We start from the raw sequence: 24,020 nt of genomic DNA on the forward strand, positions 1-24,020 counted from the left end.
ATTATGTCGGCTGAAAGCACGGCTGTTTGTCCCTTACTTCTTGGCCGTGGCCTTGCGCCGGGCGGCGGGCTTTTTGGCCGGACCCTTGGCACGCTTTTCGGCCAGCAGTTCAATGGCCTGGTCGCGGGTCAGCTCCTCGATGCTCATCGAACGGGGCACCGTAATATTGGTCGCGCCATCGGTAATGTACGGACCGAAACGGCCGTCCTTAACCACGATGTTCTTCTCCGAGACGGGATCCGTGCCGAACTCGGCTAAGGGCGGCGCAGCGGTCCGGCCGCCGCGCTGCTTCGGCTGGGAGTAGATCTCCAGCGCCTGCTCCAGCGTCATGGTGAAGATCTCGTCTTCCGAACCGATGGAACGCGAGTCCGTACCCTTCTTCAGGTACGGGCCGAAGCGGCCGTTCTGCACGGTGATCTCGTTGCCTTCGGCATCCGTACCCAGCACCCTGGGCAGGCTCATCAGCTTCAAGGCGTCTTCCAGCGTGACAGTCTCCACCGTCATGGACTTGAAGAGGGAACCGGTGCGCGGCTTGACTTTGACCGGTTTCTTCGGCGGCTTGGGCTTGCCGTTCTTGTAGTACTCCACAGGCTGGTTCGCGAGCTCCTCGGCCGTGGGCTCCGGAATGATCTCGGTGACATAGGCGCCGTAACGGCCCTCCCGGGCCACAATGGTCCGGCCCGTCTCCGGATCCTGCCCCAGTTCTCGTTCGCCCGGGCCCTGGTTATCCATCAGTTCCACGGCCTTTTCGGCGGTCAGCTCGTCCGGTGCGAGATCGTCCGGAACGTTTGCACGCTGCGGGTCGGCCAGCTCTCCGGTCTCCGGATCGAGCACGGCGGCGCGCTCCAGGTAGGGGCCGAACTTGCCCACGCGCAGGGTGATTCCTTCGGCGATTTCGATCGAGTTGATCTCCCGGGGATCGATTTCGCCCAGGTCGTTGACGATGGTGTTCAGGCCCGTTTCCTTGCGGTCCCCGTAGTAAAACCCGTCGAGCCAGTCCACCCGGCTCGCCTCGCCGCGGGCGATGCGGTCCAGGTCCTCTTCGAGCGCGGCCGTGAAGTCATAGTCCACGTAGTCGCGGAAGTGCTCTTCCAGCAAGCGGACCACGGAGAACGCGATCCAGCTAGGAACCAGAGCTGAGCCGCGGGTGCTGACATAGCCGCGGTCCATGATGGTGGAAATGGTAGCCGCGTAGGTGGACGGCCGGCCGATGCCACGCTCTTCCAGCGTCTTGATCAGCGAGGCTTCGGTGTAGCGCGGCGGGGCGGAGGTTTCGTGTCCGACGGCGGCAACGTCCTGGGCCTTCAGCGCGTCCTTTTCGGCGAGCTGCGGCAGGCGGCCGGTGGCCGCGTCGTCGTCCTCATCGCGGGCTGCGTCCTTGCCTTCCTCGTAGGCGGCCATGAAGCCGGGGAAGGTGATGACGGTACCGGAAGCGGAGAAGACCGCGTCCCGGCCGTCCGGAGCAACGGCGCCCAGGCGAACGGTGGAGGTCGAGCCCTTTGCGTCCGCCATCTGGGAGGCAACGGTGCGCTTCCAGATCAGTTCATAGAGCTTGTATTCGTCGCTGCTGAGTTGGCTGCGGACCTGGCCCGGGGTACGGAAGGAGTCGCCGGCAGGACGGATGGCCTCGTGGGCTTCCTGCGCGTTCTTGTCCTTGCCCTTGTAGACGCGGCGGGCATCCGGTACGTACTCCGGGCCGTACAGCTCCGAGGCCTGGCGGCGTGCCGCGTTGACGGCCTGGTCGCTCAGCGCCGGCGAATCGGTACGCATATACGTGATGTAGCCGTTTTCGTACAGGCGTTGGGCCACCTGCATGGTGATCCGGGCCGAGAAACGCAGCTTGCGGGCAGATTCCTGCTGCAGCGTCGAGGTAGTGAACGGCGCGGCGGGGCGCCGGGTGTACGGCTTGTTCTCCACCGAACGGACGGCGAACTCCGCGGTGCGCAGACCGTTGGCGAGGGACGAAGCAGCCGCCTCATCGAGGTGCACCGCGGACTTGGCGGTGAGCACACCGGCGTCGTTGAAGTCTTTTCCGGTAGCCACGCGGGAGCCGTCAAGCGAAACGAGCTTCGCCTTGAACGCGCCGCCCTTGGCAGCATCCTCGGGTTCGACCGTGGCCAGCAGATCCCAGTAGGACGCGGAGCGAAAGGCCATGCGCTCACGTTCGCGCTCGACTACCAGGCGGGTGGCCACGGACTGGACGCGCCCGGCAGAGAGCCCGGCCTTGACCTTGCGCCACAGCACCGGGGACAGTTCGTAGCCGAAGAGCCGGTCCACAATGCGGCGCGTTTCCTGCGCGTCCACCAGATCGGTGTCCACATCGCGCATTTCCTGCAGGGCACGCTGGATGGCTTCGCGGGTAATTTCGGGGAAGGTCAGCCGGTGGACCGGGACCTTGGGCTTGAGCACCTCAAGCAGGTGCCACGCGATGGCCTCGCCCTCGCGGTCACCGTCAGTTGCGAGGTAGAGCTCGTCGGCGTCCTTGAGCAGGCTCTTGAGTTCGGCGACTTTTTTCTTCTTGTCCGCAGAAACCACGTAGTAAGGTTCGAAGTTTTTCTCGACATCGACGGCGAATTTGCCCACCGAAGTCTTCTTCAGCTCGGCCGGCAGGTCCGACGGCTGCGGCAGGTCCCGGATGTGGCCCATTGAGGCCGTGACCTCAAAACCCTCGCCGAGATACCCGGCAATAGTCTTGCCCTTGGCAGGAGACTCGACAATGACGAGTTTCATACCGGTTTTTTCGCGGGCCTTGGGTGGCACGATTCTCCTACGTCAATTGCTGTGGCGGTGCGGCAGATGCATCCTGTCCCCGAAGTATCCGGGACAGCTGCCAGCTCTAGGTTAGCCCCAAGAATGGCACAACGAAGAAAATCGGGTGCAGGCACGGGGCCGGCGGGAGCTCTACGCGTCGTCGATATCCCCGGGCAGGAAAGAGAATACGTAGTACAGCTTTTGGGCGTCTTCGCCCCGGTTTTCGGGATTTGTGGTGGGGCTGAACTCGAGCAGGATCTCGCCGATCCGGCGGCCCAGATCCGCGCGTTGCTCCTCTGTCAGATAAAAGCGGCCGGTGCTCAGCGCGGCGAGGTGGCCCTCCTGGCGCCAGGTGTCCGGGTTCGGCGCCTGTTTGTCCCGCTTGACGTACTTGGAGAGGCGCTGGCGCAGGTCGTTGAGCTCAACATCGACGACGCCGAGGGTTGCCGCCCGGCTGTCCGCCACCGAGGTGACATCCAGCCGTCCCGCGGCTGCCTGCCAGTGCCGCTCCCGGCCGTCGCCCTGGTTGGCGCTGCGCTTGACGAAGCCCCACTTCTCCAAGGCCCGCAAGTGGTAGCTCATGGCACTCGGCGTTAGTCCGTGCCGCTGCGCCAGCTCGGTGGCCGTGGCCGGCTGCTGCGTATCGAATAGTTCCTCGATAACTTTCAGGCGCACCGCATGGGCGAGCGCCCGGATGGCCCTCGCATCTGAAATGTTGACCCGGTCCCCCGAGCCCGCCGGCGCCCCGGCTCCGGAAATTTCGCCGGGCGCTGGGTCGGTAAATGGCGCTGCACCTTTGGTCATGGAAGGTAAGTCTAGTGCCCTTCAGAGCGCGGCAGTGAGCCGGTTCACTTGCGAAATGGCAACGATTGAGGCACCTACGCCGCGGCAGGAACGAGGAAGCCGTCCGCCACGAGATTGCGCACCTCGGAGGTGAGCTGTTCGGAGAATTCCGCGTCCGGCCTCTCCAGCAGGGCTGCGAGCGCAGCCACCAGCTGGCCGACTGTCAGTTCACCGTCGCTGGCGGAGACGAAGCCCGCCAGCTCGGAACTCATCAAATTGGTGCGGCGGAAGCCCGCTCCTTGCCGCAGCAGGATCACGCCCGGATGCTCTGCCCCCGGGCGCTGATGGCGTTCCTCCGTGACGTCCTCGGCTGGCTGCAGCCGCTGGTCCGCGAAGTCCTCCGCGTGTGCCTCGAGCCAATCGTGCCGGTGGACGGCGGCGGCCAGATGCGGCCCGATGGGCTGCTCGATCGCGTAGCCGATTTCCTCGAACCTGCGCAGCCGGGCGGCGCTTTCGCTGCGCCGCAGCCAGATCATGCCGAACCCCACGCTCTCCACATCACGGGAAGCGAAATCTTCCAGATACGCTGCATAGGAACGGCCGTAGAGACCCGGATCCCGGTTTTCCGAAGCGTCCCGCAGCCACGTCTGTGCATACGACGACGGAGTGAGTTGTTCGCGCTGGATCACCCAAGCCTCGGTTTTCGGATCGAGCCAGACTTCGAGCCGGTCATGCCAGGAACCGGCACCGGCCGGAATCTCCCAGTTTCCCAGCATCTGCGCCATCCCGCCTGTGTCCAGCGCCGAGGGCAGGCGGCGGACCAGCGTGGAGACAATGTCGTCGCCGGGCAGTCCGCCGTCACGGTACGTGAACTGCTCCTCATCGGCAGTCTCCTCGGTGCGCGGCGTGATGACGAACGGCGGATTGCTCACGACCTGCCCGAAGTGCTCGCCAGCCACCGGGTCGAGCAGGCTGCCCAGCCGGAGGCTGACCCGCTCGGCAAGGTTCTGCGGATCCAGATCCAGTGCGCCCGCGTTCAGCAGCAGGTTGAAGCGGGTAAAGGCCAAGGCGCGTTCCGAGATGTCCGTGGCCGTCACATGCCGCGCGTGGCCCAGCAGGTGGAAAAGCTGGATGCCGCAGCCCGTGCCCAGATCCAGCGCACGTTCCACCGGCGCGCGGACAGTCAACTGCGCCAGCGTCAGCGAGGCCTGCCCGATCCCAAGCACGTGGTCCCGCCGCAGCACCCCGGGTGCCTGGTGCGCACCCAGGTCGCTGGCCACCCACAGCTGCGTTTCGTCGAACGCATACGGCCGGAGGTCAACGGCGGGACGGAAGCGTCCGCCGTCGTTGTTGATCAGCCCCAGTGCCAGCAGCCCTTCGGGCGTGACGGCGGGAAAGGCCGATGTAAGCTGGTCGCGTTCCAGCGTCCCGCCCAGAAGCCACAAACGTACGACGGCGGCCAACGGCTTGGACCTGGCAGCGTCAAGTTCGCGATCGGTTACCAGCTGGGCCGGAATCAACTGGTCCCGGTCCAAGGCCTCGTAGGCTTCGTCGCCCAGCAATTGCTGGACCCCGTCCACCGTGTAATCCAGCGCCGTCAGGTCCTTGGCCAGGGCAGCCATCAGCTGCAGATCCGTACTCTGCGGGGCGTCCGGAATGTTGCCGGTATTGAACTCAGTCACGCCTCAAAGTCTAGGCGCGGAGCAGGAATGGTTAAATGGGCGCATGCTTGTTACCACCACCTATCTGGAGCAGACTGCGCCCGAGCAGCTGGTTCCGGGATCGCGCCCGCTGGCGCCGGGTACCCGGATCGAACAGGTCCGCAGCATCAGTCCCGAGTTCAGCAAGTTCCTCTACCGGTCTGTCGGCAGCGGCTGGAACTGGTCGGATCGCCTTGCGTTGACGCGCGCCCAGTGGGACGAAGTACTGCGCACTCCGGGTTCCGAGACCTGGGTGCTATTGGTGGAAGGCGCCCCGGCCGGCTACGTGGAACTGATGGGGCGTCCCGGCGCGGCGGGCACCGAAGTAGAGATCGTGTACTTCGGGCTCTTCCCGGAGTTCATCGGTGAAGGGTTCGGCGGCGCGCTGCTGACGGAAGGGATCCAGCAGGCGTGGCAACTGGACGCCCGGTGGGAACGCTTTGCACCCGTCAGCAGGGTATGGGTCCACACCTGCTCGCTGGACGGGCCGTCGGCGCTGGCCAACTACCAGGCGCGCGGCCTGCGGATCTTCAAGACCGAAGAAGAGGTCACCGAGCCGCAGGACGCCTCCGGCGGGCTGTGGCCCGAAGCCGGGCCAATGGAATCCACCGGTTCCGCCCGCGAGCTACCTGTGGAGGCCTAGCAGCCGGCACTCAAGCCTGTCCCGGACGCAGCGCGGGAGCTGGAACCGGCGCCGAAACCGGCCGCCTCTCTCTTAGGCGGCGCAGCCGTCCGGGCAGCGGAGGGTCTCGGGGTTCGACGCACACTCGGTGCAATACAGGGTGAGGTTGCGGCAGCTCGGATTCGAGCAGTTCTCAAACTTGTTCGTTGCACCTTGGCAGCGGACGCATTCGCCGATGGTCTTCGCTTCGGGCGTGAACTCCATGTGCATGCGCTTGTCGAAGACATAGAGCGAGCCTTCCCACAACCCGGCGTCCCCGAATGTCTCGCCGTAGCGGACGATGCCGCCCTTCATTTGGTAAACCTCCTGGAAACCGCGGTTGACCATGAGCGAGGACAGCACTTCGCAGCGGATGCCACCGGTGCAGTACGTCACCACGGGCTTGTCCTTGAGGTCATCGTATTTGCCGGATTCCAGCTCTTTGATGAAGTCGTGGGTGGTGGCGACATCCGGGACTATGGCGTCCTTGAACTTGCCGATCTGCGCCTCGAACGCGTTGCGGCCGTCAAAGAAGACCACATCCTCGCCAGCCTGCTTCTTGGCCTCGACCAGCTCGTGCAGTTCTTCCGGCCTCAGGTGCGTCCCGCCGCCGACCACGCCGTTCTCGTCGACCTTGAGCTCTCCTGGTGCGCCGAAGGACACGATTTCGTCACGGACCTTTACGCTCAGCTTCGGGAAGTCCTCGGCACCACCTTCCGACCATTTGATGTCCATCTTCTTGAACGCCGGATACTCGCGGGTGGCCTTCACATACTGCTTGACCGCACCGATTTCCCCGCCGACGGTACCGTTGATGCCGTCCGCGGAGATCAGGATCCTGCCCCGCAGTCCCAGTTTTTCGCAAAGGGCACGCTGCCACAGCCGTACCGCTTCGGGGTCCGGCAAGGGGGTGAACGCGTAATAAAGCACAATTCGGTTTACAGCCACGTATTTAAGGGTAAGCGCAGATGGCAAACCGGTTATTGTGACCTTGTTGTCATCTACTTCGGATGCCGCCCACGCTGTTGGTTCGGTACTGTCTACCTATGGGCCTCGATTTCACCGCAGACGTACCTGATAACTTGCTCCCGGCGTGGGTTGCCGGCTGGTCAGCCTGCCGCGGCTATTCCCCGGCTCGCGAAGCCGGGCATCCGGCCATCGTGCTCGCCGACAAGACGGGCGACTGGGAGTTCTTTGCCTATGAGCCCGGCGACGAGGAGTTCGCGGATCTCGCCAGGAATACGCTCGAATCGCCCAAGCGCATGCTCACCGTACTGACCCGTGATCCGCAGCGCTACCATATGCTGGCGCCGCAGCACGGGCTGAGGGTCCATCACAGCGACCAGTCCATGATGGTCACCGACATGTCCGAACAGGACGCCGAGGATCCCTGGTACCGGGACCCCGATTTCAAGACGTTCATCGATCGGGACGGCAACGTGCACCGCGCCCGCGTCATGTACGGCGAGGAGGAAGCGGCCCACGGCGTGATGGCTGTGGTGGATGGTGTCGCGGTCTTCGACCACATCGAGACCCATGACAACTTTCGCCGCCGCGGCCTAGCCACCCACATCATGCGCGCCCTGGCGGCTTCAGCGTTCGAGCATCTAGTGGAAACTGGCTTGCTGATCGCCTCGCATGACGGCCGCATGCTGTACCAGCACTTGGGCTGGGACACGGTGTGCGATGTCCTGATCCTCAAGCCCTCGGACGCCGCTTAGCCCCACCGCTGACAAGTACGCCCTGCCTTCCTTCCTGGTGGCGGCTGCTCGGGTGGGCAGCGGCGCCGTCTGCTTCCGGCAGGTGACACAATATTCGGGTGGCACTGCATGATTCCCTGATCCCCCTGCTCGGCTCCGGTCCGGACCCCGAACAGCTCATGCACGTCCGCGAATTGCCTGCCCGGGACGCCATCCACGAACCCTGGCCCGATTGGGCCCACTCGGATGTCGTCAATGCCTATGCCACCGTGGGCATGCACCAGCCGTGGCGGCACCAGGTCCTCGCCGCGGAAGCGGCCCATGCCGGCCGCCACACAATCATTGCCACAGGTACCGCGTCCGGGAAGTCGCTGGCGTATCAGCTCCCGGCGCTGGACTCGATCCACCGTACGTCGCTGGAGGACCAAACCAGGCTGGAACCCACGGGATCCGTCGCGTTGTATCTGGCTCCAACCAAAGCGCTCGCCGCAGACCAACTGTCCGCCATCAAATCCCTCAAACTGCCGACGGTGCGGGCCGAAACGTACGACGGCGACACGGATCCCGGTGCCCGCCGCTGGATCCGCGACCACGCCAATTTCGTCCTGGCGAATCCGGACATGCTCCACTTTGGCATTTTGCCGAACCACACCTGGTGGGCCAGGTTCTTCCGCCGACTCAAGTACGTCATCATCGATGAAGCCCACAGTTACCGCGGCGTTTTCGGTTCACATGTGGCCAATCTGATGCGCCGGTTGCGTCGGATCTGCGCCAGCTACGGCGCCGACCCTGTCTTCATCGGCGCCTCCGCCACGTCGTCCGATCCGGCCTCTTCCTTTGGTCGGCTGATCGGTGCCGACGCCGACGCTGTGACGACGGACTGTTCGCCCCACGGCGCCACCACTGTAGCGTTCTGGGAGCCCCAACTAACGGAGCTCAAGGGCGAAAACGGCGCCCGTGAACGACGGACCGTAGTAGCCGAAACCGCCGATTTGCTAGCCAATCTTGTCTCCGCACGCGTCCGGACCATCGCCTTCATCAAGTCACGGCGCGGGGCGGAAACTATCTCCAGCATTACCAAAAGGCTCTTGGAAGAGGTCCATCCGTCGCTGCCCGGACGGATCGCTGCCTACCGCTCCGGCTATCTGCCCGAGGAACGCAGGGAACTTGAAAACAAGCTCCGGTCTGGTCAGTTGCTTGGCGTTTCGAGTACTTCCGCGCTGGAACTAGGTATCGATATTTCCGGGTTGGATGCGGTACTGGTCGCAGGCTGGCCCGGCACGCGGGCCTCGCTGTTCCAACAGATCGGACGGGCAGGCAGGGCGGGGCAGGATGCCGTGGCAGCGTTCGTGGCCAGTGATGATCCGCTCGACACTTACCTCGTGCACCATCCTGAAGCGGTTTTCGACGTCTCCGTCGAAGCCACCGTGTTCGACCCGTCAAATCCCTACGTCCTCGGGCCGCATCTCTGTTCGGCGGCCCAGGAGCTGCCGCTGACTCCGGCAGAGCTGGGGCTCTTCGGTCCCACCGCCGAATCCCTGCTGGATAGCCTCACGGCGGACGGTTATCTGCGGCGTCGTCCTGCAGGCTGGTATTGGACACACGCCGAAAGCGCAGCGTCCCTGGTTAACCTCCGAGGCGACGGCGGTGGTCCCATCAACATCGTCGAATCGGAATCGGGCATGCTGCTGGGCACCATGGACTCGCCGCAGTCCCATTACCAGGCCCACACCGGAGCTATTTACGTCCACCAAGGCACCACGTACATCGTGGACGAGCTCAATGAGCAGGACCACTGCGCCATGGTTACCCGGTCCAATCCCGACTACTACACGCAGGCCCGGGACATCACCCAGATCGAGGTTCTGGAAGAACTACGCGGTGCAGACTGGGGCAGGGTCCGTGCTTCTTTCGGTGAAGTCAAAGTCACGACGAAGGTGATCTCGTTTCAGCGCAAGGCTTTCATCTCCAACGAGATCCTGGGTGAAGAACCGCTCGAATTGGGTGCGCGGGAACTGTTTACCAAGGCAGTCTGGTTCACCATCGACGATGCCGATCTTGCCGCGGCCGGCCTGGTTGCGGCCAGGATTCCCGGAGCCCTCCATGCCGCCGAGCATGCCGGGATCGGGCTGCTACCGCTGGTAGCGTCGAGCGACCGGTGGGACATCGGCGGAGTCTCCACGGCCTTGCATGCCGACACCGGGAAACCGACGATCTTCGTCTACGACGGCCATCCGGGCGGAGCCGGTTTCGCTGAACGGGGTTACGACGCTGCCCGGACCTGGCTGACCGCCACCCGCGACGCTATCCGGTCCTGCGAATGCGAGTCCGGCTGCCCGTCCTGTGTGCAGTCACCTAAGTGCGGCAACAAGAACAACCCCTTGGACAAGTCCGGTGCCGTAATGCTGATCGATGCGCTGCTCGCCGCGGCCGATATGCCCGCGGCGGAAGCAACGCGCTGACCGGTCAGGGCGGCGGGCCAGCCCTGGCCCGCCCTTCAGCCTCCCTCCACGGCGCATGCATCATACCGAACAGCTGCGGTAACGGGACGGCTACGTCGATGTCGACTACGGCTCCCGTCGCACCGTGCCGACGGCAACTTTCCAGCTCGGCGCCATGCTCGCGTGCGACTTCATCGGCCAAGCCGCACGGGTCCCCGACCAGCAGCCCACGGGCGGCATCGGCGGCTGCCAAGGCTGCGAGGTCCGCGGCCTTGGACGCGCGCGCGACGGCGGTACTGGCTTGCATTCCCGCCGCCAGCGCCGCCGTCAGAAAGCACATCAACAGTGCTGTTGCCGCCGCCATCACAGTGCCGGAACCGCGTTCGCGCAGCGGGGTAACAGCGTCTCGTGTCATTTCGTCGCTCCCGAGATCGTCGCCGATGAGACCGCGTGTTGCTCGGCCGGTGCGGTCGCTTCTGCAGCCAAGGTCCAGCCGCCGACGCCTGCCCAGGGAACGGGTACCGCCGCAGTGGTCCTCACGGTGATCCACCCTCCGGCGTTTCCGCTTGCCAACGTGGCTCCGCTGCCCGCAATCCGGCGGACAGCGGAGGCCGCCACCGCCGCCGTTTCGCCCCGGGCTAGCTGGCGAGCGGCTGTCTGCGCGGCCTTCTCCAACTGCAATTGTGTTGACCCGGCGGCGGCCCCGGCGAGCAGCATGGCCAGCACCGCCACAATTGCCGGCATCACGATGGCCGTCTCGGCGGTGACCGACCCGCGGTCACCGCTCCGCCGGCGGGCCACCCTGGTCTTTCCGGCTGCCGCGCCGGGCGTACGCTTAGCGCGGCAGCAGGAATCCTGTCGCTGGAGCACAGGTCTCACACCGCGGTCAGTGCCATTTCCACGAGGCCCGTCAAGAGCCCCCGCACCTCCCCGCTGCGCAGGATGAGCACCAGCAGCCCGGCAAAGCCCACGGCGGCAAGTGTGGCGATGGCGTATTCGGCGGTCGCCATTCCCGCTTCCGAACCCGTCAGCCCGCGCCAGCCGCGGCGGGTGGTTTCGTCCGCATGCGGGAGCGGAAGTTCGATGACCTCGGCGAGCTCCTCCGATTCGGCGGACGCTTCTGCCGCGGTGGAGCCGTCGAAAGAACGGGAGAACTGGGTTGATCGGGACATTTCTACCTCCTGGTTGAGCCGCAAAGTTGCGGTACTTATGAGCCTGCCGCCGTGCAAGCCGGCGTAACACCGACGTTTTCTCCCAAGTGCACAAGCCCTCCCGGAAGAAGGTGTGTGGAGGATAACTGTTTCCGGAGCCGATTCACAGGTCGGGGAGCAACGAGATCAGCACCGGCACGACACCCAGGCTGATGAAGGATGGCAGCGCGCACAAGCCCAACGGCAGGACCAGCCGGGTCCCCAAGGTGGCCGCACGCCGCTCGGCTTCCTGCCTGCGGCGGCGGCGCAGTTGGTCTGCTTGGGCATACAGGATTGCTGCGGAGGGCGCGCCGGTGGCTGCTCCGAACTGCAGCGCCTCCTGTATCTCGTCCAGGCGGGTGTCCCTGCCGACGAGCCCCCAGGCCGTGTGCCACTCTGTTCCGAGTTGCAGGGCCGAGGCGACTTTATCCAGCCGTTCGCTGCTGCGAGGTCCGGCGACCTGAGCAAGCGTCGCCACCGCGGCAGGCAACGAGGTGCCGGATTGGATCATGGCCCCGAGCAGGTCCAGCATCAGCGCCGTGTCGGGTGAGCTCACCTCATTGTTGCTCCCGGCGGCACCTGTCCGGCTGGCTCCGGCGTCTGACGACTGCCGCTTTACCGCACGGAACCAGTGTGACGTGCTGGCGGGGCGACGTTCCCACCCGCGTTTTCGGAGACTTGGCCAAGGACCTACGAGCAGCCACAGCGCTCCAAAGATGAGCAGCGGGATAATCAATCCAGCCATATCGGTCCTCTCCCTCGGCACATACGGATTTATCCGTCTGCAGCGCGGCTCACCAGATGCTGGGACCAAAGCCGGCCCGCTGCCAGCAGCCCCAATCCCACTACGAGGATGGCCCAGCCCGCCGGGGTTCCCAGGAGGATGCCAAGAGGATCGGTACCCATGGCAGTACCGAGGCCAAGGCCGAAGATCGGGAGCCATGTCAGCAGCGTGGTCGTGGCACGTGGGCCGGCCAATGCAGTACGTCGGGCGGCTGCCCCGTCCAGGGTGTGCTGCAAATGACCGGCGTAATTTTCCAGCAGGACCGCCAGCGGGGCTCCGGTCTGTTCGGCAGCGTCCCAACAGGCAGCCATGTCCTGCCACATGCGCCGTGCCATTGAAGCAGCCGGCGATCGTGTCCGGACGCCGGGTACGTTGGCCTGGCGCAGGGCGAAGCCGACGCTTAATCCGAGCTCGGCCGCTTGTCCGGCCGACCGCATGCCAGGCAGAAGCAGCGCGGGGAGGCCCTCCCCAGAACGGTCCGGCCGCTCTGCCCCGGTTGAAGTCCGTCCTGGATCCGTTTGGAACTCGTCGGGTCCGTAAACCCGGAGCATGTCCGCCCACATCTGGGCCGGAGTACGTCCCGAGCGCAGCAAGGATGCCACCTGCCGCACGAACATGGGCAGTTCATCGGCGCTGTCCCGGCCACTTTTGCCTGTACGCCGGCGAGGTTGTGGCAGACGTAGCAAGTCGGCACTGATCCGAGCGAGTCGACGTTTCCCGCTGCCCAAGACCACAATGGCGGCCAGGCACAGCAGCATCACCAGCAGCGCCGTCATGATCCGGCTGTTCCCGCCTGGCCTGTTCCCGGCCCGAACAATCTGGGCTCCAGTTCCCGCCAGCCTGGTCCGAATTCCATAACGGTGCCGCGGGCCGCCAGTGCCGGCACCGTTCCGAGGCTTCCCGTCGGCGTGGCCCGCAGCAGCGCCAACTCCGTGATCTGCCTGCCGGCAGCTGTGCGGTCCAGATGAATGATCACGTCCAGGGCCGTACTGGCCTGCAGTGCCAGCGCTTGGGGTTCCAAACCGGCGAGCGCTCCCATGGCCGCCAGCCTGGCCGGTACACCGGCGGCTGAATTGGCGTGCACAGTGCCGCCCGCCCCGGCATGACCGGTGTTCATGGCAGCGAGGAACTCGCGCACCTCTGCGCCCCGGCACTCCCCCACAATCAGACGGTCCGGGCGCATCCGCAGGGCTTGGCGGACCAGCTCGCCCAGCTCGACGCTGCCGCTGCCTTCCAGATTGCTGTGCCGGCTTTGCAGACCGACAACGTGCGGATGGTCGGGATTGAGCTCGGCTGCGTCCTCGACCAATACCAGCCGTTCAAAGGACGCGGAGAGCCCGAGCAGCGCGGACAGCATCGTGGTCTTGCCCGATCCGGTGGCACCGCTGATCAGGAAGTTCAGCCGCCGGGCCACCACTGCTTCGAGGTACGGTAGCCAACCGGATGAAGGCCCGACCAGTTCGTCGAGGGTAAACACGCGGGGCCTGCGGATGCGGATCGACAGCAGCGTTCCCTGGGTCGAAACAGGCGGAAGCACCGCATGGACACGGTACCCGTCGAGGCGCACATCCACGCATGGATTGCCGTCGTCGAGCCGGCGGCCACCGGCGGTCACCAGCCGGGTAGCCAAGGCACGCACCTCTGCATCGTTGTCGAAGGTGATTTGGCTTCGCTCCAGACCCCGTTCCCCGTCGGTCCACACCTCCGAGGGCCCGTTGACCAGAATGTCCGTGACTGTCCCTTCCATGGCCAGCCGCTGCAGCGGCCCGAGACCCCGCAGGTCAGCCGTCAGATTCTCTACGGCCTCCAGCACACCGTCGGTGCCCAGTAGCTGGCCGCTCGACTGTACCGCCGCTGCCACGCGGGCTCCCGTGACGGGCGACGGATCGGACAACACGGCGTCCCGGAACGGAGCCAGGTTGACCGGGGACCCTACAGGCCCGGTTGCTGCACGGCGGCCGCGGGAGCCAGTTGAGAAGGCCATGGTCACCGCTCCTTGCCTGGAAGATGCATGATCTGTTGCGCCAGTCTTCTGACCGCCCGCCGGACCTTGCGGCTCTGGCCTCTTTCCAACAGCCGTCCGGTTTCCTGCACCAGCCCCATTCCGCGAAGCCGAGGAACATACGCTGCGAGTTCAAGCCCGGCCGAAGCCGCCGCCAACTCTTCGTCCAGCCCCGCCGGCAACGGCCCGCGGACCACCGCACTGACAGTCAGCGGGTGCAGGATTTCCGCCGCGGCCCGGGCTGCGAGAACACCACGGGTGCCGGAAGGCATCAACAGCAGGGCTTGATCAGCGGTATCCAGCCAGCGGTCCAGCCCTTGCTGGACCCGGCCGGCGTCAATGACCACGAGCGAAAATCCTTCCGACGCCGCAGCCATAACTCCGCCGATGGCGGGTGCCGGCACGTCCAATGCCGACGAGGAGGACGCGCCGCCTCCCCAGGACAGCACTGAGAATCCGTTGACGACCGGCAACGAAGCCCTCAGCTGGGCGGGGTTGACGGCTCCCTTCACCCCGGCGAGATCCGGCCAGCGCAACCCGCTCAGCGGTTCGGGCACCAGCCCGAGGTCGAGCCCGCCACCGAGCTGGTCAGTGTCCACCAACACGGTAGACACTCCCTGTGCCGCCGCCTCCGCGGCGAGCCAGCTGGCCAGCGTGGAACAGCCAATGCCGCCGGTGGCGCCCAGCACGGCCACCACGGTCCCCGCGCCGTCCCGCTGCCTGTTCCTGCTCAAGTACTCTGCCAACCATGCGGCCGCTTCCGGCAGCACGGCCACCTGGTGGGCGGCAACCATCGCGGCCTGTTCCCAGAGCAATACGGATTCCTCCGGGAAACCGGCCACAATGACATCGGCTCCCTGCCGGGGCAGCCGGGAGGCTCCATCACTCCCCAGTACCAGGACACTCCCGTCCGGAACCCGGCCCAGGTCCTGCACTGCCACAATCCGCAGGCCCACTCCGGCTGCGGCCGCGATCCTGGCGATTTCATCGCGCAATCTGGCGGACTCGGTGACCAGCAGCACCTCGGGCATGCCGTGCTCCGGTGTCCACGGCTGGACTGTTGAAATCTGCTCCTGCATGTTCCGAGACTGGCTGTCCCTGCGTGCCGCCGACACCTGCCCGCACCGGATTGTGCAAATTGCGAGAGCCTTTCGGGCCTGTGGAGGAGGACTGCGGACAGCTCCCATCCGCAGTCTGCGGGCATCTCACAGCCGACCGGCAGAGCAAGCTGGCGAAACAGGAGAAACTGGAGACATGTACATGGTCATTGCCCCTGCTGCGCCCGGCATTGGCGCTGCTTCGCCGGACGGGCAGACATTCTGTCTCCAACCCGCGGACGCAACGGGCGCACCCAGCGGGCCAGCCGCCGTCGTAAATCTTGCGGACCTTCCCGGCGCCGTCCGCCGCGCCGAGCAAGAACGTTTCCGTTGGGTCTGGGACACGACGCGGAGCAGTTACTTGCCGATGCTCAGGGCGGGAGCGAGCGTGGATCGTTGCCACGATCTGACCCTGACCCGCAACATCCTGTCGCTATCCGAGTTCGTGCCGGGAAGCGATTATGTCCGTTCCTTGCGGCAGGCCGCTGTGACGGATGACGAACGTGATGGCTTGCCCCGGCAGGTCCTGCCCGTTCCTGATTCGCCGGATCAGTTCACGCTCTTCGATTCGCCGCAGCCCAGCGGTAGAAGCGTGCAAGAGTTGGTCCAGGAGCTGCAGGACCAGCTGGCTGCTGTCGCCGCGTCATCCGAGCGCGGACGGCTCCAGCTGCTGGTGGCCGCCGAATCCGCGGGCGCGCTCATCGCCGCCGAGATGGAATACGTCGGCGTACCTTGGCGCGAAGACATCCACGAGCAGATTCTGGCAGGATTCCTCGGTCCGCGTCCGCGCAACGGCGAGCGGCCCATTGAGCTGGAGAGGCTCGCCGCCCGGCTGCGCGAGCTGCTGGACAACCCGCGTTTCAATCCGGACTCAGCCCAGGAGCTGCTGCGCGCCTTGCACCGTGCCGGGATCGAGGTCAAAAGCACCAGATCGTGGGAACTGCAGGAACACAACCATCCGGCCATTGCCCCGCTGCTCGAATACAAAAAGCTCTCGAGGCTGCACTCGGCCAATGGCTGGACCTGGCTGGATACCTGGGTGCGAAACGGCCGGTTCCGGCCCGAGTATATTGTGGGCGGGGTGGTGACCGGCCGCTGGGCATCGCGCGGCGGCGGCGCGCTGCAGATTCCGCAACAGATCCGCGACGCCGCCCGCCCGGATCCCGGCTACAAGCTGGTGGTGGCCGATGCCGCCCAGCTCGAGCCGCGGGTACTGGCCGCGTTGGCCCAGGACTCCGCGCTCGCGGCGGCAGCCAAGGGTAAGGACCTGTACCAAGGCATCGCCGACGTCGGTTTCAGCGGCGATCGGGCCAAGGCGAAAGTGGCCATGCTGGGCGCCATGTACGGCGCGACTACCGGCGAGTCCGGCCGGCTGGTGCCGCAGCTGACCCGGACCTACCCTCGGGCCATTGGCATCCTCGAACATGCCGCGCGGACGGGCGAAGCCGGCGGCATCGTCAGCAGCTATCTGGGGCGAAGCTGCGCCGCTCCCTCGGAACGCTGGCTGCAAACGCAGCGGACCACCACGGCGGAGGAACAGCGCCGTGCGGACAGCATCGCCCGCACCCGGGGACGCTTCACGCGTAATTTCATCGTCCAGTCCACGGCTGCGGAATGGGCCTTGTGCTGGCTCGCAGAATTACGACGGCGGTTGCGCGCCGCTGCTGCGGAGGGCACCTATGTGGGGGAACTGGTGTTCTTCCTGCACGACGAAGTGATGCTGCATGCGAACGCGGACCAGATCCAGCTGGTGTGCCGGATGGTTGAAGAGTCGGCGGCGGAAGCTACGCGGCTGATGTTCGGTCCGATTCCGATCGACTTCGCCGTCAGCATCGCCGTGGTGGATTCCTACGCCGATGCGAAGTAGCGGTTATCCACAAGTGGCAGAAGCGGCATGGCACTGGCTCCTGCAGTCCCCCTAGGCTCGAACCAGCGTTGTTCGGCCGGCCCGGTCCGGCGTTGACAGGGGGTGCTGGTGGCAGTCTTGACCATCGATACAGAGGCAATGCTCGTCTCGGCTGCCGCTGCAGTGGGTTCCGCGGACAGAGTCGCTGACTTGCGCATCGACGCCGTCGGGCGGACTGCCGGGGCAGCAGGAATGTCCGGCTGGGAGACGGAAGCGATGGAATGGGGCCAGGCGTACGACGCCGCCGCCATCCAGATCCTCACCTCACTTGAGCTGCTCGGCTCGGCCTACGCGTCCGCAGGATTCCATACCCGGGCCGCGGCCGAGCTCTACCGCTTTACCGAGCAACTGGCCAGCGGGAAGGACGCCCCCTACACGGCGCCGCAGGAGCCGGCAGCGCCCGGCCTGTGCCGGCAGCTGCCGGTCTCTGCAGTCGGCGGCAGGATCCCGGTCCTTCCCGAGTTCGGACAGTTCATCGCCGACTCGGCCGGTGAAAGGTGGCCTTCGGGCGATGCCGAGGCCATGCGCACCGCCGCTGGCGCTTGGCGGATGGTTGGCGCAGATCTCCGGGCGCTCGGCAGCGAAACCCTACGCACCACCACAGCCCCGTTGGCCGGACAGCGGGGAGCAGACATCACCCTGCTCGAGTCGCATCAGGAGGAGCTGTACCGCAGTGCCGTGACCGTCGCCGAAGGATGTGATGCCTTGGGGAGGGACTGCGACGAACTCGCAAACGCGGTAGAGGAAGCACATGCCACGCTGATCCAGGAAGCCCGGGACTTTGCCCTGCAAATCGCCGCGCTGATCGGGATGGGAGCAGTCACAGCCTGGCTGACCGCCGGCGGCGGCCTCATCATTACCACCGGTCTCGCCGCCTCCAGGGTTGGCCAGGCCGTGTTGACCTTCCTCGAGGCCACGGGCAGGCTCCGTAGCCAGGTGAAACCGCTGATTAACACCACCTTGGACATCGTCCGTCAACTGGCGGGCGCCGGAAGGCCGACTGAACTTTCGCGGCGCTCGCAGGCCGGGCCGCTGGGCATGCAGGCGGCGGCCATGGGCACCTTTGCCCGATCGGCGCTCCAGTCCGCACCGGTAGCTGCTGCGCACAGCTTTGCCGCCAAGCATGCAGGCTTTGCCGCCAAGCACGGCGACAGGCTGCTCAGTGTTGCCGCCAGCGGGCCGGAAGCGTTGCTGACAGGGGCACTAACGGGAGCTGTGCGAAAAGAGGCCCGAGGCGCCGCAGGGATCGTGGCGAATCAGGTACGCCCGGTCGCCGGGCGCGCCGGGGTTCGCATGCTCAATCCGGACATCGTCTCACCGGCAGTCCTCGGAGCCTACTCCGCGTACGGCTGGTATTCCCGCGTGAACAACACAATGAAGGTCTGGGAGAAAGAGGGCTGGCTTGGTTCCTTCCGCCACCGCTCCGGTCCACCACGGGTGGACCCAGTCAGTGTCCGGTTTCCGGCGCCGCTGAAGTTCAAGCTTGGGACGGGTCATCAACCGGAGCTACCGGGCGCAACGGGGCGGGGATCTCATGCGACCGGTCCCAAGGGATTGCCCAGCCCAGGTCGTCGAAAAGGTGACTTAGCAGTATCGCGGTGAAGCCCCAAACGACCACGTTATGGACTAGGAAGCCAGGGCTTTTGAAGACCTGTCCTTCCCGTTGGACAACTGTCATCCGCCGGTTGGCGGGGTTCAGCAGGTCGGCCACCGGCACCCGGAAGACCTGCGCAGACTCGGCGAAGTCGACCACTGCTACCGGCGATGGCGCAGACCACCAGGCAACGACGGGGGTGACCAGAAAGTTGCTGACCGACAGGGGAATCTCCGGCAGCGTGCCAAGAACTTCCACTCCAGTGGCATCGAGCCCCGTCTCTTCCACTGCTTCACGCAGGGCAGCGGCAATCGGCCCGTCGTCGTCGGGATCGATTCCTCCGCCGGGAAACGCCACCTGTCCGGGGTGGGAGGACAAGGTGGCTGCACGTTCCACGAACAGTACGTCCAGATCATCAGGGACAGCCGACTCATGAAATTGGGAGGGTGTGCTGTCCAGCGCCCCGAACAACAGCAGGACCGCTGCCGCCCGGGATTCCTCGTCGTCGAGTTCGACGTTGTACCAGCCCTCACGGTCCCGTACGGACAACCGCTTTTCCATGGGAACGTTCAGAAGCTGCTGCAGGTCGGACTTCGCGCTCATGCGTCCAGCTTAAAGCCGGCCGCGCGTAGTTCGGCACGGCTCTCGCCGGCCCGCATCCTGGCCAGCAGCTCCTCGCGCCCGGGAGCAAGTTCATATTTGAGCAGCTTGGCCGCCTTGTCCGAGTCGACTTCACCTTCCCCAAAGGACGGACAAAGCGCCGCTACCGGGCAGACCCCGCAGGCTGGCTTACGCGCATGGCAAATCCGCCGGCCATGAAAAATAACGCGGTGCGAGACCATCGTCCAGTCTTTGGGTTCGAAAAGCTCTGCAACATCGAACTCGACTTTGACCGCGTCGGTGGCATCGGTCCAGCCGAAACGGCGGGCCAGCCGGCCGAAGTGGGTGTCCACGCTGATGCCGGGAACGCCGAAGGCATTGGCCAGCACCACGTTTGCCGTTTTCCTCCCCACGCCCGGTAGCGTAACCAGGTCCTCCAGCCGGCCGGGGACCTCGCCGTCGAACTCGTCCACGATCCGGTTGGACAACGCCAGTACACTGGCCGTCTTGGCCCGGAAAAACCCGGTGGGCCGGAGCATCTCCTGCAGCTCGGCTTCATCGGCTTCGGCCATGGCCCGGGCGTCCGGATAACGGGCGAACAACGCGGGCGTCGTGGCGTTGATCCGGACGTCAGTCGTCTGGGCCGAGAGCACCGTGGCGATGAGCAGTTCAAAAGGGTTGCGGAAATCCAGTTCCGCAACCGCGTAGGGGTACTGCTCGGCCAGTATCTTGTTGATGCGGCGCGCACGGCGTTTGAGCGCCAGCGGGGACTCATCCGGACTGATCTTGGTTCGTCCCACGGCCCGTTGACCCTTATGCGCGTTCAATGTTGGTGAGGTCCCTCAGCACACCAACCCGGCCGTCGGTGTGCTGGACAAGGAACTCGTCCCCGCGGTCCTGCAACGCCAGTATCCAGGCGCCCGGTTCCAGCATGAAGGCTACTTCACCGGTGTTTTCGTCGTATGTCGGCCGAGTACGGCCGACAGCGAACCAGAAGGCTTCATAAGTGACCTCCTCGTCGGATTCCTCGACGTGTTCCCGGGTGGCGCTGATCGGTTCAGCGGCGTCAAGCCTGGTCCCTTCGGTGCTGGCGCCCGCTACCGAACCCATGGCCGCAGTTTTCGGCATTTCGGACTCGAACCGATCTTCAGTCCGGTCTTCGGGTCGTCTGGTCTCGACTGTCTGGGCGGCAGGAGCAGTCTGTGATGCGCTCGTCTGCTCGCCGGTGGATTCGACGGAAGCAGCTACCCCAGCACCGGGCTGCTCCTTGCCAGCATCCGGCCCTCTGGATCCCGCCCCGGCAATGCTGTCTGCCTCGGTCACTTCCCCGCGGTCCTGCGGCCGGGCCGCATCCTTCGCTGCCCGGGCCGAAGCAGCTGCACTCGACTCCTTGGCCGACTGCTTGGCGTCGGCTGCAACTGTCACTTCGTCATCGGACATCGGAATGCCCACTGCCTCGCCATCGGCGGCGCCGGGGGCGGTGAGATCCTCGTCGCCGGCTGCCTTCCCGTTGCGCGCGGACAGAGTTTCCTTCTTCGGGTCTGTCTTGCCCGCTTCCGCTGCAGCGGCCACACCGGCCACGCCCGCGGCGCCTGTTCCTGCCGGCGCCGCGAAATCGGCGGCGGAACCGGCCCTCGCCGCCTCGCTCGAGGCCTCTGTATGCCCGTTGGCATGCGAGCGGCCTTGCGACGTCACAACGGAACGGCCCTGCTCACGAGCTCCCTTATCCCTGCCTGCAGCACCGGCCCCTGTGCTGGATGCCGTTGCTAATGCTCCGTGGGTGCCGGGGCCGGACAGGCCGGCGGCCGCACCCGACGCGGCACCGGTTGCACCTGCTGCGCTGTTCTTACCGAACCCCGTTGAGTTGGTGGCCTTCGCCCCCGCCGAGGTAGATCCTGCCGCGCCCGCCTTTACTGCCGAGCCATTCGGTGCGTGCTGCTGCCCCGGCGCGGCTTCTGCCGTGACCGGTTTGGGGGCTTTGGCCCGGGCAGGAACCGCATCCCGGGCAATCGGATGCGCGGGAGTTTCAAGCCGACCGGCAAAATCGGCCCGGAACTGCGGAATCCAGCGTGCACAAACGGTCGCGGCGAGCAGACCGAGACTGCCAATGAAGCCGATCGTGGCGCTAAGGCTAAACGCGCTGACCAGCGTCAGGAAGAAATAACCGGTAGTAAACGAGGCCACCACCGAGGCGAACTGGTCCACGGACAGGGATCCGATCCGCAGCTTTGTCTTGGGTGCCAGCCGACGGATGATGAACAGCACCAGCACCATAGCCGGCAGCAGGATGCTCAGACCGAGACGGAAAAGGTTGGAGGAATTCCACTGGTTCAGCCCAATTCCCTGAATGACGGCGGTGGGCAGCACTGATGCCAGAAACAGCAGCACCACGGACAGTGCCACGGCCACGTCCCGCACCGTGAACGGCCCGGCCACTGCCTCGCTGACGCCGTCCGAAGCGGTTACTGCATGATCCGTCATAGTCATTCTCCGATCGTCGCGGCCAAAGCAGGCCTAGGCAGAGCTTGCACTGGTCTCAGCGTAGTCAAGGAAAGAAGCCATCACTAGCCGAATCGCGGTGTCCGAAGGAGCCGTTCGACACCCTTTATTGCCGCTCACCGCAGAATTACGTCCTTTTACATCCGAGACTGTGACTCGTGCCACGATGTTCAGAGGCAGGGACTAATGTGATGATCAGCACGAGTGGCCCCCGCCCTTCGGGATGTGCCACGCACAGCCGCAACACCACGAAAGGCCTTCTTATGTCTGAAGCCAACGGAACCCAGCACGCCACGAGCGATGCCCTGGAAAACCTGCTGCAGGAGAACCGGAAGTTCGCGCCCAGCGAGGAATTCGCTGCGAACGCGGTGGTCAAGCCCGGCATCTATGAAGAGGCCGACGCCGATCATCAAGCCTTCTGGGCCAAGCAGGCACGGGAACTGTTGTCGTGGAACGAAGACTTCACCCAGACCCTGGACTGGTCGGATGCGCCGTTTGCCAAGTGGTTTGTCGGCGGCACGCTCAACGCGGCGTACAACGCCTTGGACCGGCACGTGGAGAACGGGCTCGGGGACCGGGTGGCCATCTACTTCGAGGGCGAGCCCGGCGACTCCCGCACCTACACCTATGCCCAGTTGACCGACGAGGTCAAGAAGGCGGCCAACGCGTTTGAGTCCCTCGGGGTGGCCAAGGGCGACCGGGTCGCGGTGTACCTGCCGATGATCCCGGAGGCAGTCATTACCATGCTCGCCTGCGCGCGCATCGGCGCGGTCCACTCGGTGGTTTTCGGGGGCTTCTCCGCGGACGCCCTGCGCAGCCGTATCGACGATGCCGAGGCCAAGCTCGTGGTGACCTCGGACGGCACGTACCGCCGCGGCAAGCCCAGCCCGCTGAAGCCGGCGGTGGACTCCGCCCTGGAAGCAAAGGGTCATTCCGTCAGCAGCGTCGTCGTCGTCAAGCGCAACGGCGAGCCGGTGGACTGGCACGAGGGCCGCGACCTCTGGTGGCACGACGTGGTGGAATCCGCGTCCGCGGACCATACCCCGGTGCCGCATGACGCCGAGCATCCGTTGTTCATCCTGTACACCTCCGGCACCACGGGCAAGCCCAAGGGCATCCTGCACACCACCGGCGGGTACCTGGCACAGAGCGCCTTCACGCACAAGGCCACCTTCGACCTGCACGCCGAGACCGATGTGTACTGGTGCACCGCGGATATCGGCTGGGTCACCGGCCATACGTACGTGACCTACGCGCCGCTGATCAACGGCGCCACCCAGCTGATGTACGAGGGCACGCCGGACACTCCGCACCAGGGCCGCTGGTGGGAACTGGTGGAGAAGTACAAGGTGTCCATCATGTACACCGCCCCCACGGCGATCCGCACCATGATGAAGTGGGGCGAGGACATTCCGGCGAAGTTCGACCTGTCCTCCATCCGGGTCCTGGGCTCCGTGGGCGAGCCGATCAACCCGGAAGCCTGGATGTGGTACCGCCGCGTGATCGGCGGGGACAAGGCCCCGATCGTGGACACCTGGTGGCAGACCGAGACCGGCGCGCACATGATTGCCCCGATGCCCGGCATCACCGAAACCAAGCCCGGTTCGGCGCAGACTCCGGTGCCCGGCATCGCCGTCGACGTCGTCGACGAGATGGGCCAGTCGGTGCCGAACGGCCATGGCGGCTACCTGGTCATCCGCGAGCCGTGGCCGGCCATGCTCCGCGGCATCTGGGGCGATCCGGAGCGCTACAAGGAGACCTACTGGTCCCGCTTCGACAACATGTACTTCGCCGGCGACGGCGCCAAGAAGGACGACGACGGCGACTTCTGGCTCCTCGGCCGCGTCGACGACGTCATGAACGTCTCCGGGCACCGCCTGTCCACCACGGAGATCGAATCCGCCCTGGTGAGCCATCCCTCGGTCGCCGAGGCCGCCGTCGTCGGTGCGGCCGATGAGACCACGGGTGAAGCAGTGGTGGCGTTCGTGATCCTGCGCGGCAACGCCGTCGAAGACCCGGAAATCGTCACCACCCTGCGCAACCACGTCGGCAAGGAGATCGGACCGATCGCCAAGCCGCGCCAGATCCTGGTGGTGCCGGAACTGCCCAAGACCCGCTCCGGCAAGATCATGCGCCGCCTGCTCAAGGACATCGCCGAAGGCCGCGAAACCGGCGACGCCAGCACCCTGGCGGACAACACCGTGATGCAGCAGATCACCTCCTCGCTCAAGGGCTGACACCTTCTGCACCGGAAGGAGGGCCGCCGGCAGGACATCCTGCCGGCGGCCGTCCTTTGTTTCGGGGCAAGCCCC

19 protein-coding genes are annotated in these 24,020 nt (G+C 65.5%); 5 read left to right on the forward strand and 14 right to left on the reverse strand.

Annotated features, from left to right (window positions below):
* Positions 1 to 33: 33 nt before the first annotated feature.
* The 3 genes from topA to J5251_RS19980 form a co-directional block, all read right to left on the reverse strand.
* The gene (topA, locus tag J5251_RS19970; protein WP_208574880.1) at positions 34 to 2,760 is read right to left on the reverse strand and encodes a type I DNA topoisomerase; all 2,727 of its coding nucleotides are present in this window, start codon (positions 2,758 to 2,760) and stop codon (positions 34 to 36) included.
* A gap of 141 nt (positions 2,761 to 2,901) precedes the next feature.
* Positions 2,902 to 3,555 carry an ArsR/SmtB family transcription factor gene (locus J5251_RS19975; protein WP_139004566.1) on the reverse strand — a complete coding sequence of 218 codons (654 nt, stop codon included), beginning with the start codon at positions 3,553 to 3,555 and terminating at the stop codon, positions 2,902 to 2,904.
* Between the two features lie 74 nt (positions 3,556 to 3,629).
* Positions 3,630 to 5,156, reverse strand: coding sequence for a DUF7059 domain-containing protein (locus J5251_RS19980; protein ID WP_208576234.1), 1,527 nt, complete (start codon positions 5,154 to 5,156; stop codon positions 3,630 to 3,632).
* A 103-nt stretch (positions 5,157 to 5,259) separates the two neighbouring features.
* Between J5251_RS19980 and J5251_RS19985 the strand changes: the two genes are divergently transcribed.
* Positions 5,260 to 5,877 carry a GNAT family N-acetyltransferase gene (locus J5251_RS19985; protein WP_208574881.1) on the forward strand — a complete coding sequence of 206 codons (618 nt, stop codon included), beginning with the start codon at positions 5,260 to 5,262 and terminating at the stop codon, positions 5,875 to 5,877.
* A 72-nt stretch (positions 5,878 to 5,949) separates the two neighbouring features.
* Here J5251_RS19985 and J5251_RS19990 read toward each other — a convergent pair whose 3' ends face one another.
* Positions 5,950 to 6,843 carry a rhodanese-related sulfurtransferase gene (locus J5251_RS19990; RefSeq protein ID WP_139004564.1) on the reverse strand — a complete coding sequence of 298 codons (894 nt, stop codon included), beginning with the start codon at positions 6,841 to 6,843 and terminating at the stop codon, positions 5,950 to 5,952.
* A gap of 98 nt (positions 6,844 to 6,941) precedes the next feature.
* On the opposite strand from J5251_RS19990, the gene J5251_RS19995 reads away from it, so the two are divergent.
* Both J5251_RS19995 and J5251_RS20000 read left to right on the forward strand, forming a co-directional pair.
* Positions 6,942 to 7,616 carry a GNAT family N-acetyltransferase gene (locus J5251_RS19995; RefSeq protein WP_139004563.1) on the forward strand — a complete coding sequence of 225 codons (675 nt, stop codon included), beginning with the start codon at positions 6,942 to 6,944 and terminating at the stop codon, positions 7,614 to 7,616.
* A 98-nt stretch (positions 7,617 to 7,714) separates the two neighbouring features.
* Positions 7,715 to 10,057, forward strand: a complete 2,343-nt coding sequence (locus J5251_RS20000) for a DEAD/DEAH box helicase (protein ID WP_208574882.1) — start codon at positions 7,715 to 7,717, stop codon at positions 10,055 to 10,057.
* 4 nt (positions 10,058 to 10,061) lie between these two features.
* Here J5251_RS20000 and J5251_RS20005 read toward each other — a convergent pair whose 3' ends face one another.
* The 7 genes from J5251_RS20005 to ssd all read right to left on the reverse strand — a co-directional run bounded on the left by J5251_RS20005 (position 10,062) and on the right by ssd (position 15,091).
* A complete protein-coding gene (locus tag J5251_RS20005) occupies positions 10,062 to 10,451 on the reverse strand; it encodes an Rv3654c family TadE-like protein (RefSeq protein WP_208574883.1) in 390 nt (129 codons plus the stop codon).
* Entirely contained in the window at positions 10,448 to 10,906 is a 459-nt protein-coding gene (locus J5251_RS20010) for a TadE family type IV pilus minor pilin (RefSeq protein WP_240792990.1), read from the reverse strand. The genes J5251_RS20005 and J5251_RS20010 overlap by 4 nt, the downstream gene beginning before the upstream one ends.
* Before the next feature lie 5 nt (positions 10,907 to 10,911).
* Positions 10,912 to 11,208, reverse strand: coding sequence for a DUF4244 domain-containing protein (locus tag J5251_RS20015; RefSeq protein WP_208574884.1), 297 nt, complete (start codon positions 11,206 to 11,208; stop codon positions 10,912 to 10,914).
* 142 nt (positions 11,209 to 11,350) lie between these two features.
* The gene (locus J5251_RS20020) at positions 11,351 to 11,782 is read right to left on the reverse strand and encodes a type II secretion system F family protein (RefSeq protein WP_208574885.1); all 432 of its coding nucleotides are present in this window, start codon (positions 11,780 to 11,782) and stop codon (positions 11,351 to 11,353) included.
* 218 nt (positions 11,783 to 12,000) lie between these two features.
* Positions 12,001 to 12,786, reverse strand: coding sequence for a type II secretion system F family protein (locus tag J5251_RS20025; RefSeq protein ID WP_208574886.1), 786 nt, complete (start codon positions 12,784 to 12,786; stop codon positions 12,001 to 12,003).
* On the reverse strand, positions 12,783 to 13,994 hold the full coding sequence (locus J5251_RS20030; protein WP_208574887.1) for a TadA family conjugal transfer-associated ATPase: 1,212 nt from the start codon (positions 13,992 to 13,994) through the stop codon (positions 12,783 to 12,785). Before J5251_RS20030 ends, J5251_RS20025 begins: the two co-directional genes overlap by 4 nt.
* 2 nt (positions 13,995 to 13,996) lie before the next feature.
* A complete protein-coding gene (ssd, locus tag J5251_RS20035) occupies positions 13,997 to 15,091 on the reverse strand; it encodes a septum site-determining protein Ssd (protein WP_208574888.1) in 1,095 nt (364 codons plus the stop codon).
* Between the two features lie 175 nt (positions 15,092 to 15,266).
* Between ssd and J5251_RS20040 the strand changes: the two genes are divergently transcribed.
* Positions 15,267 to 16,976 (forward strand): bifunctional 3'-5' exonuclease/DNA polymerase, encoded by a 1,710-nt coding sequence (locus J5251_RS20040; protein WP_208574889.1) that lies wholly within the window; start codon positions 15,267 to 15,269, stop codon positions 16,974 to 16,976.
* Positions 16,977 to 18,492: 1,516 nt separating this feature from the next.
* Here the strand turns inward: J5251_RS20040 and J5251_RS20045 are convergent.
* Genes J5251_RS20045 through J5251_RS20055 form a run of 3 tightly spaced genes read right to left on the reverse strand, consistent with a single transcriptional unit; the run spans position 18,493 to position 21,696 of the window.
* Complete coding sequence (locus J5251_RS20045) at positions 18,493 to 19,212, reverse strand: NUDIX hydrolase (protein WP_208574890.1); 720 nt, start codon at positions 19,210 to 19,212, stop codon at positions 18,493 to 18,495.
* Positions 19,209 to 20,009 carry an endonuclease III gene (gene nth / locus J5251_RS20050; RefSeq protein ID WP_244250735.1) on the reverse strand — a complete coding sequence of 267 codons (801 nt, stop codon included), beginning with the start codon at positions 20,007 to 20,009 and terminating at the stop codon, positions 19,209 to 19,211. The genes J5251_RS20045 and nth overlap by 4 nt, the downstream gene beginning before the upstream one ends.
* Before the next feature lie 13 nt (positions 20,010 to 20,022).
* Positions 20,023 to 21,696 carry a hypothetical protein gene (locus J5251_RS20055; RefSeq protein ID WP_208574891.1) on the reverse strand — a complete coding sequence of 558 codons (1,674 nt, stop codon included), beginning with the start codon at positions 21,694 to 21,696 and terminating at the stop codon, positions 20,023 to 20,025.
* A 275-nt stretch (positions 21,697 to 21,971) separates the two neighbouring features.
* Between J5251_RS20055 and acs the strand changes: the two genes are divergently transcribed.
* Positions 21,972 to 23,945, forward strand: coding sequence for an acetate--CoA ligase (acs, locus tag J5251_RS20060; RefSeq protein WP_208574892.1), 1,974 nt, complete (start codon positions 21,972 to 21,974; stop codon positions 23,943 to 23,945).
* Positions 23,946 to 24,020: the final 75 nt, after the last annotated feature.

The sequence above is a fragment of the Arthrobacter crystallopoietes genome (genome assembly GCF_017603825.1).
Classification (GTDB): domain Bacteria; phylum Actinomycetota; class Actinomycetes; order Actinomycetales; family Micrococcaceae; genus Crystallibacter; species Crystallibacter crystallopoietes_B.

Coding starts and splice junctions, on each gene's coding strand:
- J5251_RS19975 (WP_139004566.1), bottom strand. CDS start 3,555: ATGACCAAAGGTGCAGCGCCATTTACCGACCCAGCGCCCGGCGAAATT.
- J5251_RS19980 (WP_208576234.1), bottom strand. CDS start 5,156: ATGGCTGCCCTGGCCAAGGACCTGACGGCGCTGGATTACACGGTGGAC.
- J5251_RS19985 (WP_208574881.1), top strand. CDS start 5,260: ATGCTTGTTACCACCACCTATCTGGAGCAGACTGCGCCCGAGCAGCTG.
- J5251_RS19995 (WP_139004563.1), top strand. CDS start 6,942: ATGGGCCTCGATTTCACCGCAGACGTACCTGATAACTTGCTCCCGGCG.
- J5251_RS20005 (WP_208574883.1), bottom strand. CDS start 10,451: ATGACACGAGACGCTGTTACCCCGCTGCGCGAACGCGGTTCCGGCACT.
- J5251_RS20015 (WP_208574884.1), bottom strand. CDS start 11,208: ATGTCCCGATCAACCCAGTTCTCCCGTTCTTTCGACGGCTCCACCGCG.
- J5251_RS20025 (WP_208574886.1), bottom strand. CDS start 12,786: ATGACGGCGCTGCTGGTGATGCTGCTGTGCCTGGCCGCCATTGTGGTC.
- J5251_RS20030 (WP_208574887.1), bottom strand. CDS start 13,994: ATGGCCTTCTCAACTGGCTCCCGCGGCCGCCGTGCAGCAACCGGGCCT.
- ssd (WP_208574888.1), bottom strand. CDS start 15,091: ATGCAGGAGCAGATTTCAACAGTCCAGCCGTGGACACCGGAGCACGGC.
- J5251_RS20040 (WP_208574889.1), top strand. CDS start 15,267: ATGTACATGGTCATTGCCCCTGCTGCGCCCGGCATTGGCGCTGCTTCG.
- J5251_RS20045 (WP_208574890.1), bottom strand. CDS start 19,212: ATGAGCGCGAAGTCCGACCTGCAGCAGCTTCTGAACGTTCCCATGGAA.
- J5251_RS20055 (WP_208574891.1), bottom strand. CDS start 21,696: ATGACTATGACGGATCATGCAGTAACCGCTTCGGACGGCGTCAGCGAG.
- acs (WP_208574892.1), top strand. CDS start 21,972: ATGTCTGAAGCCAACGGAACCCAGCACGCCACGAGCGATGCCCTGGAA.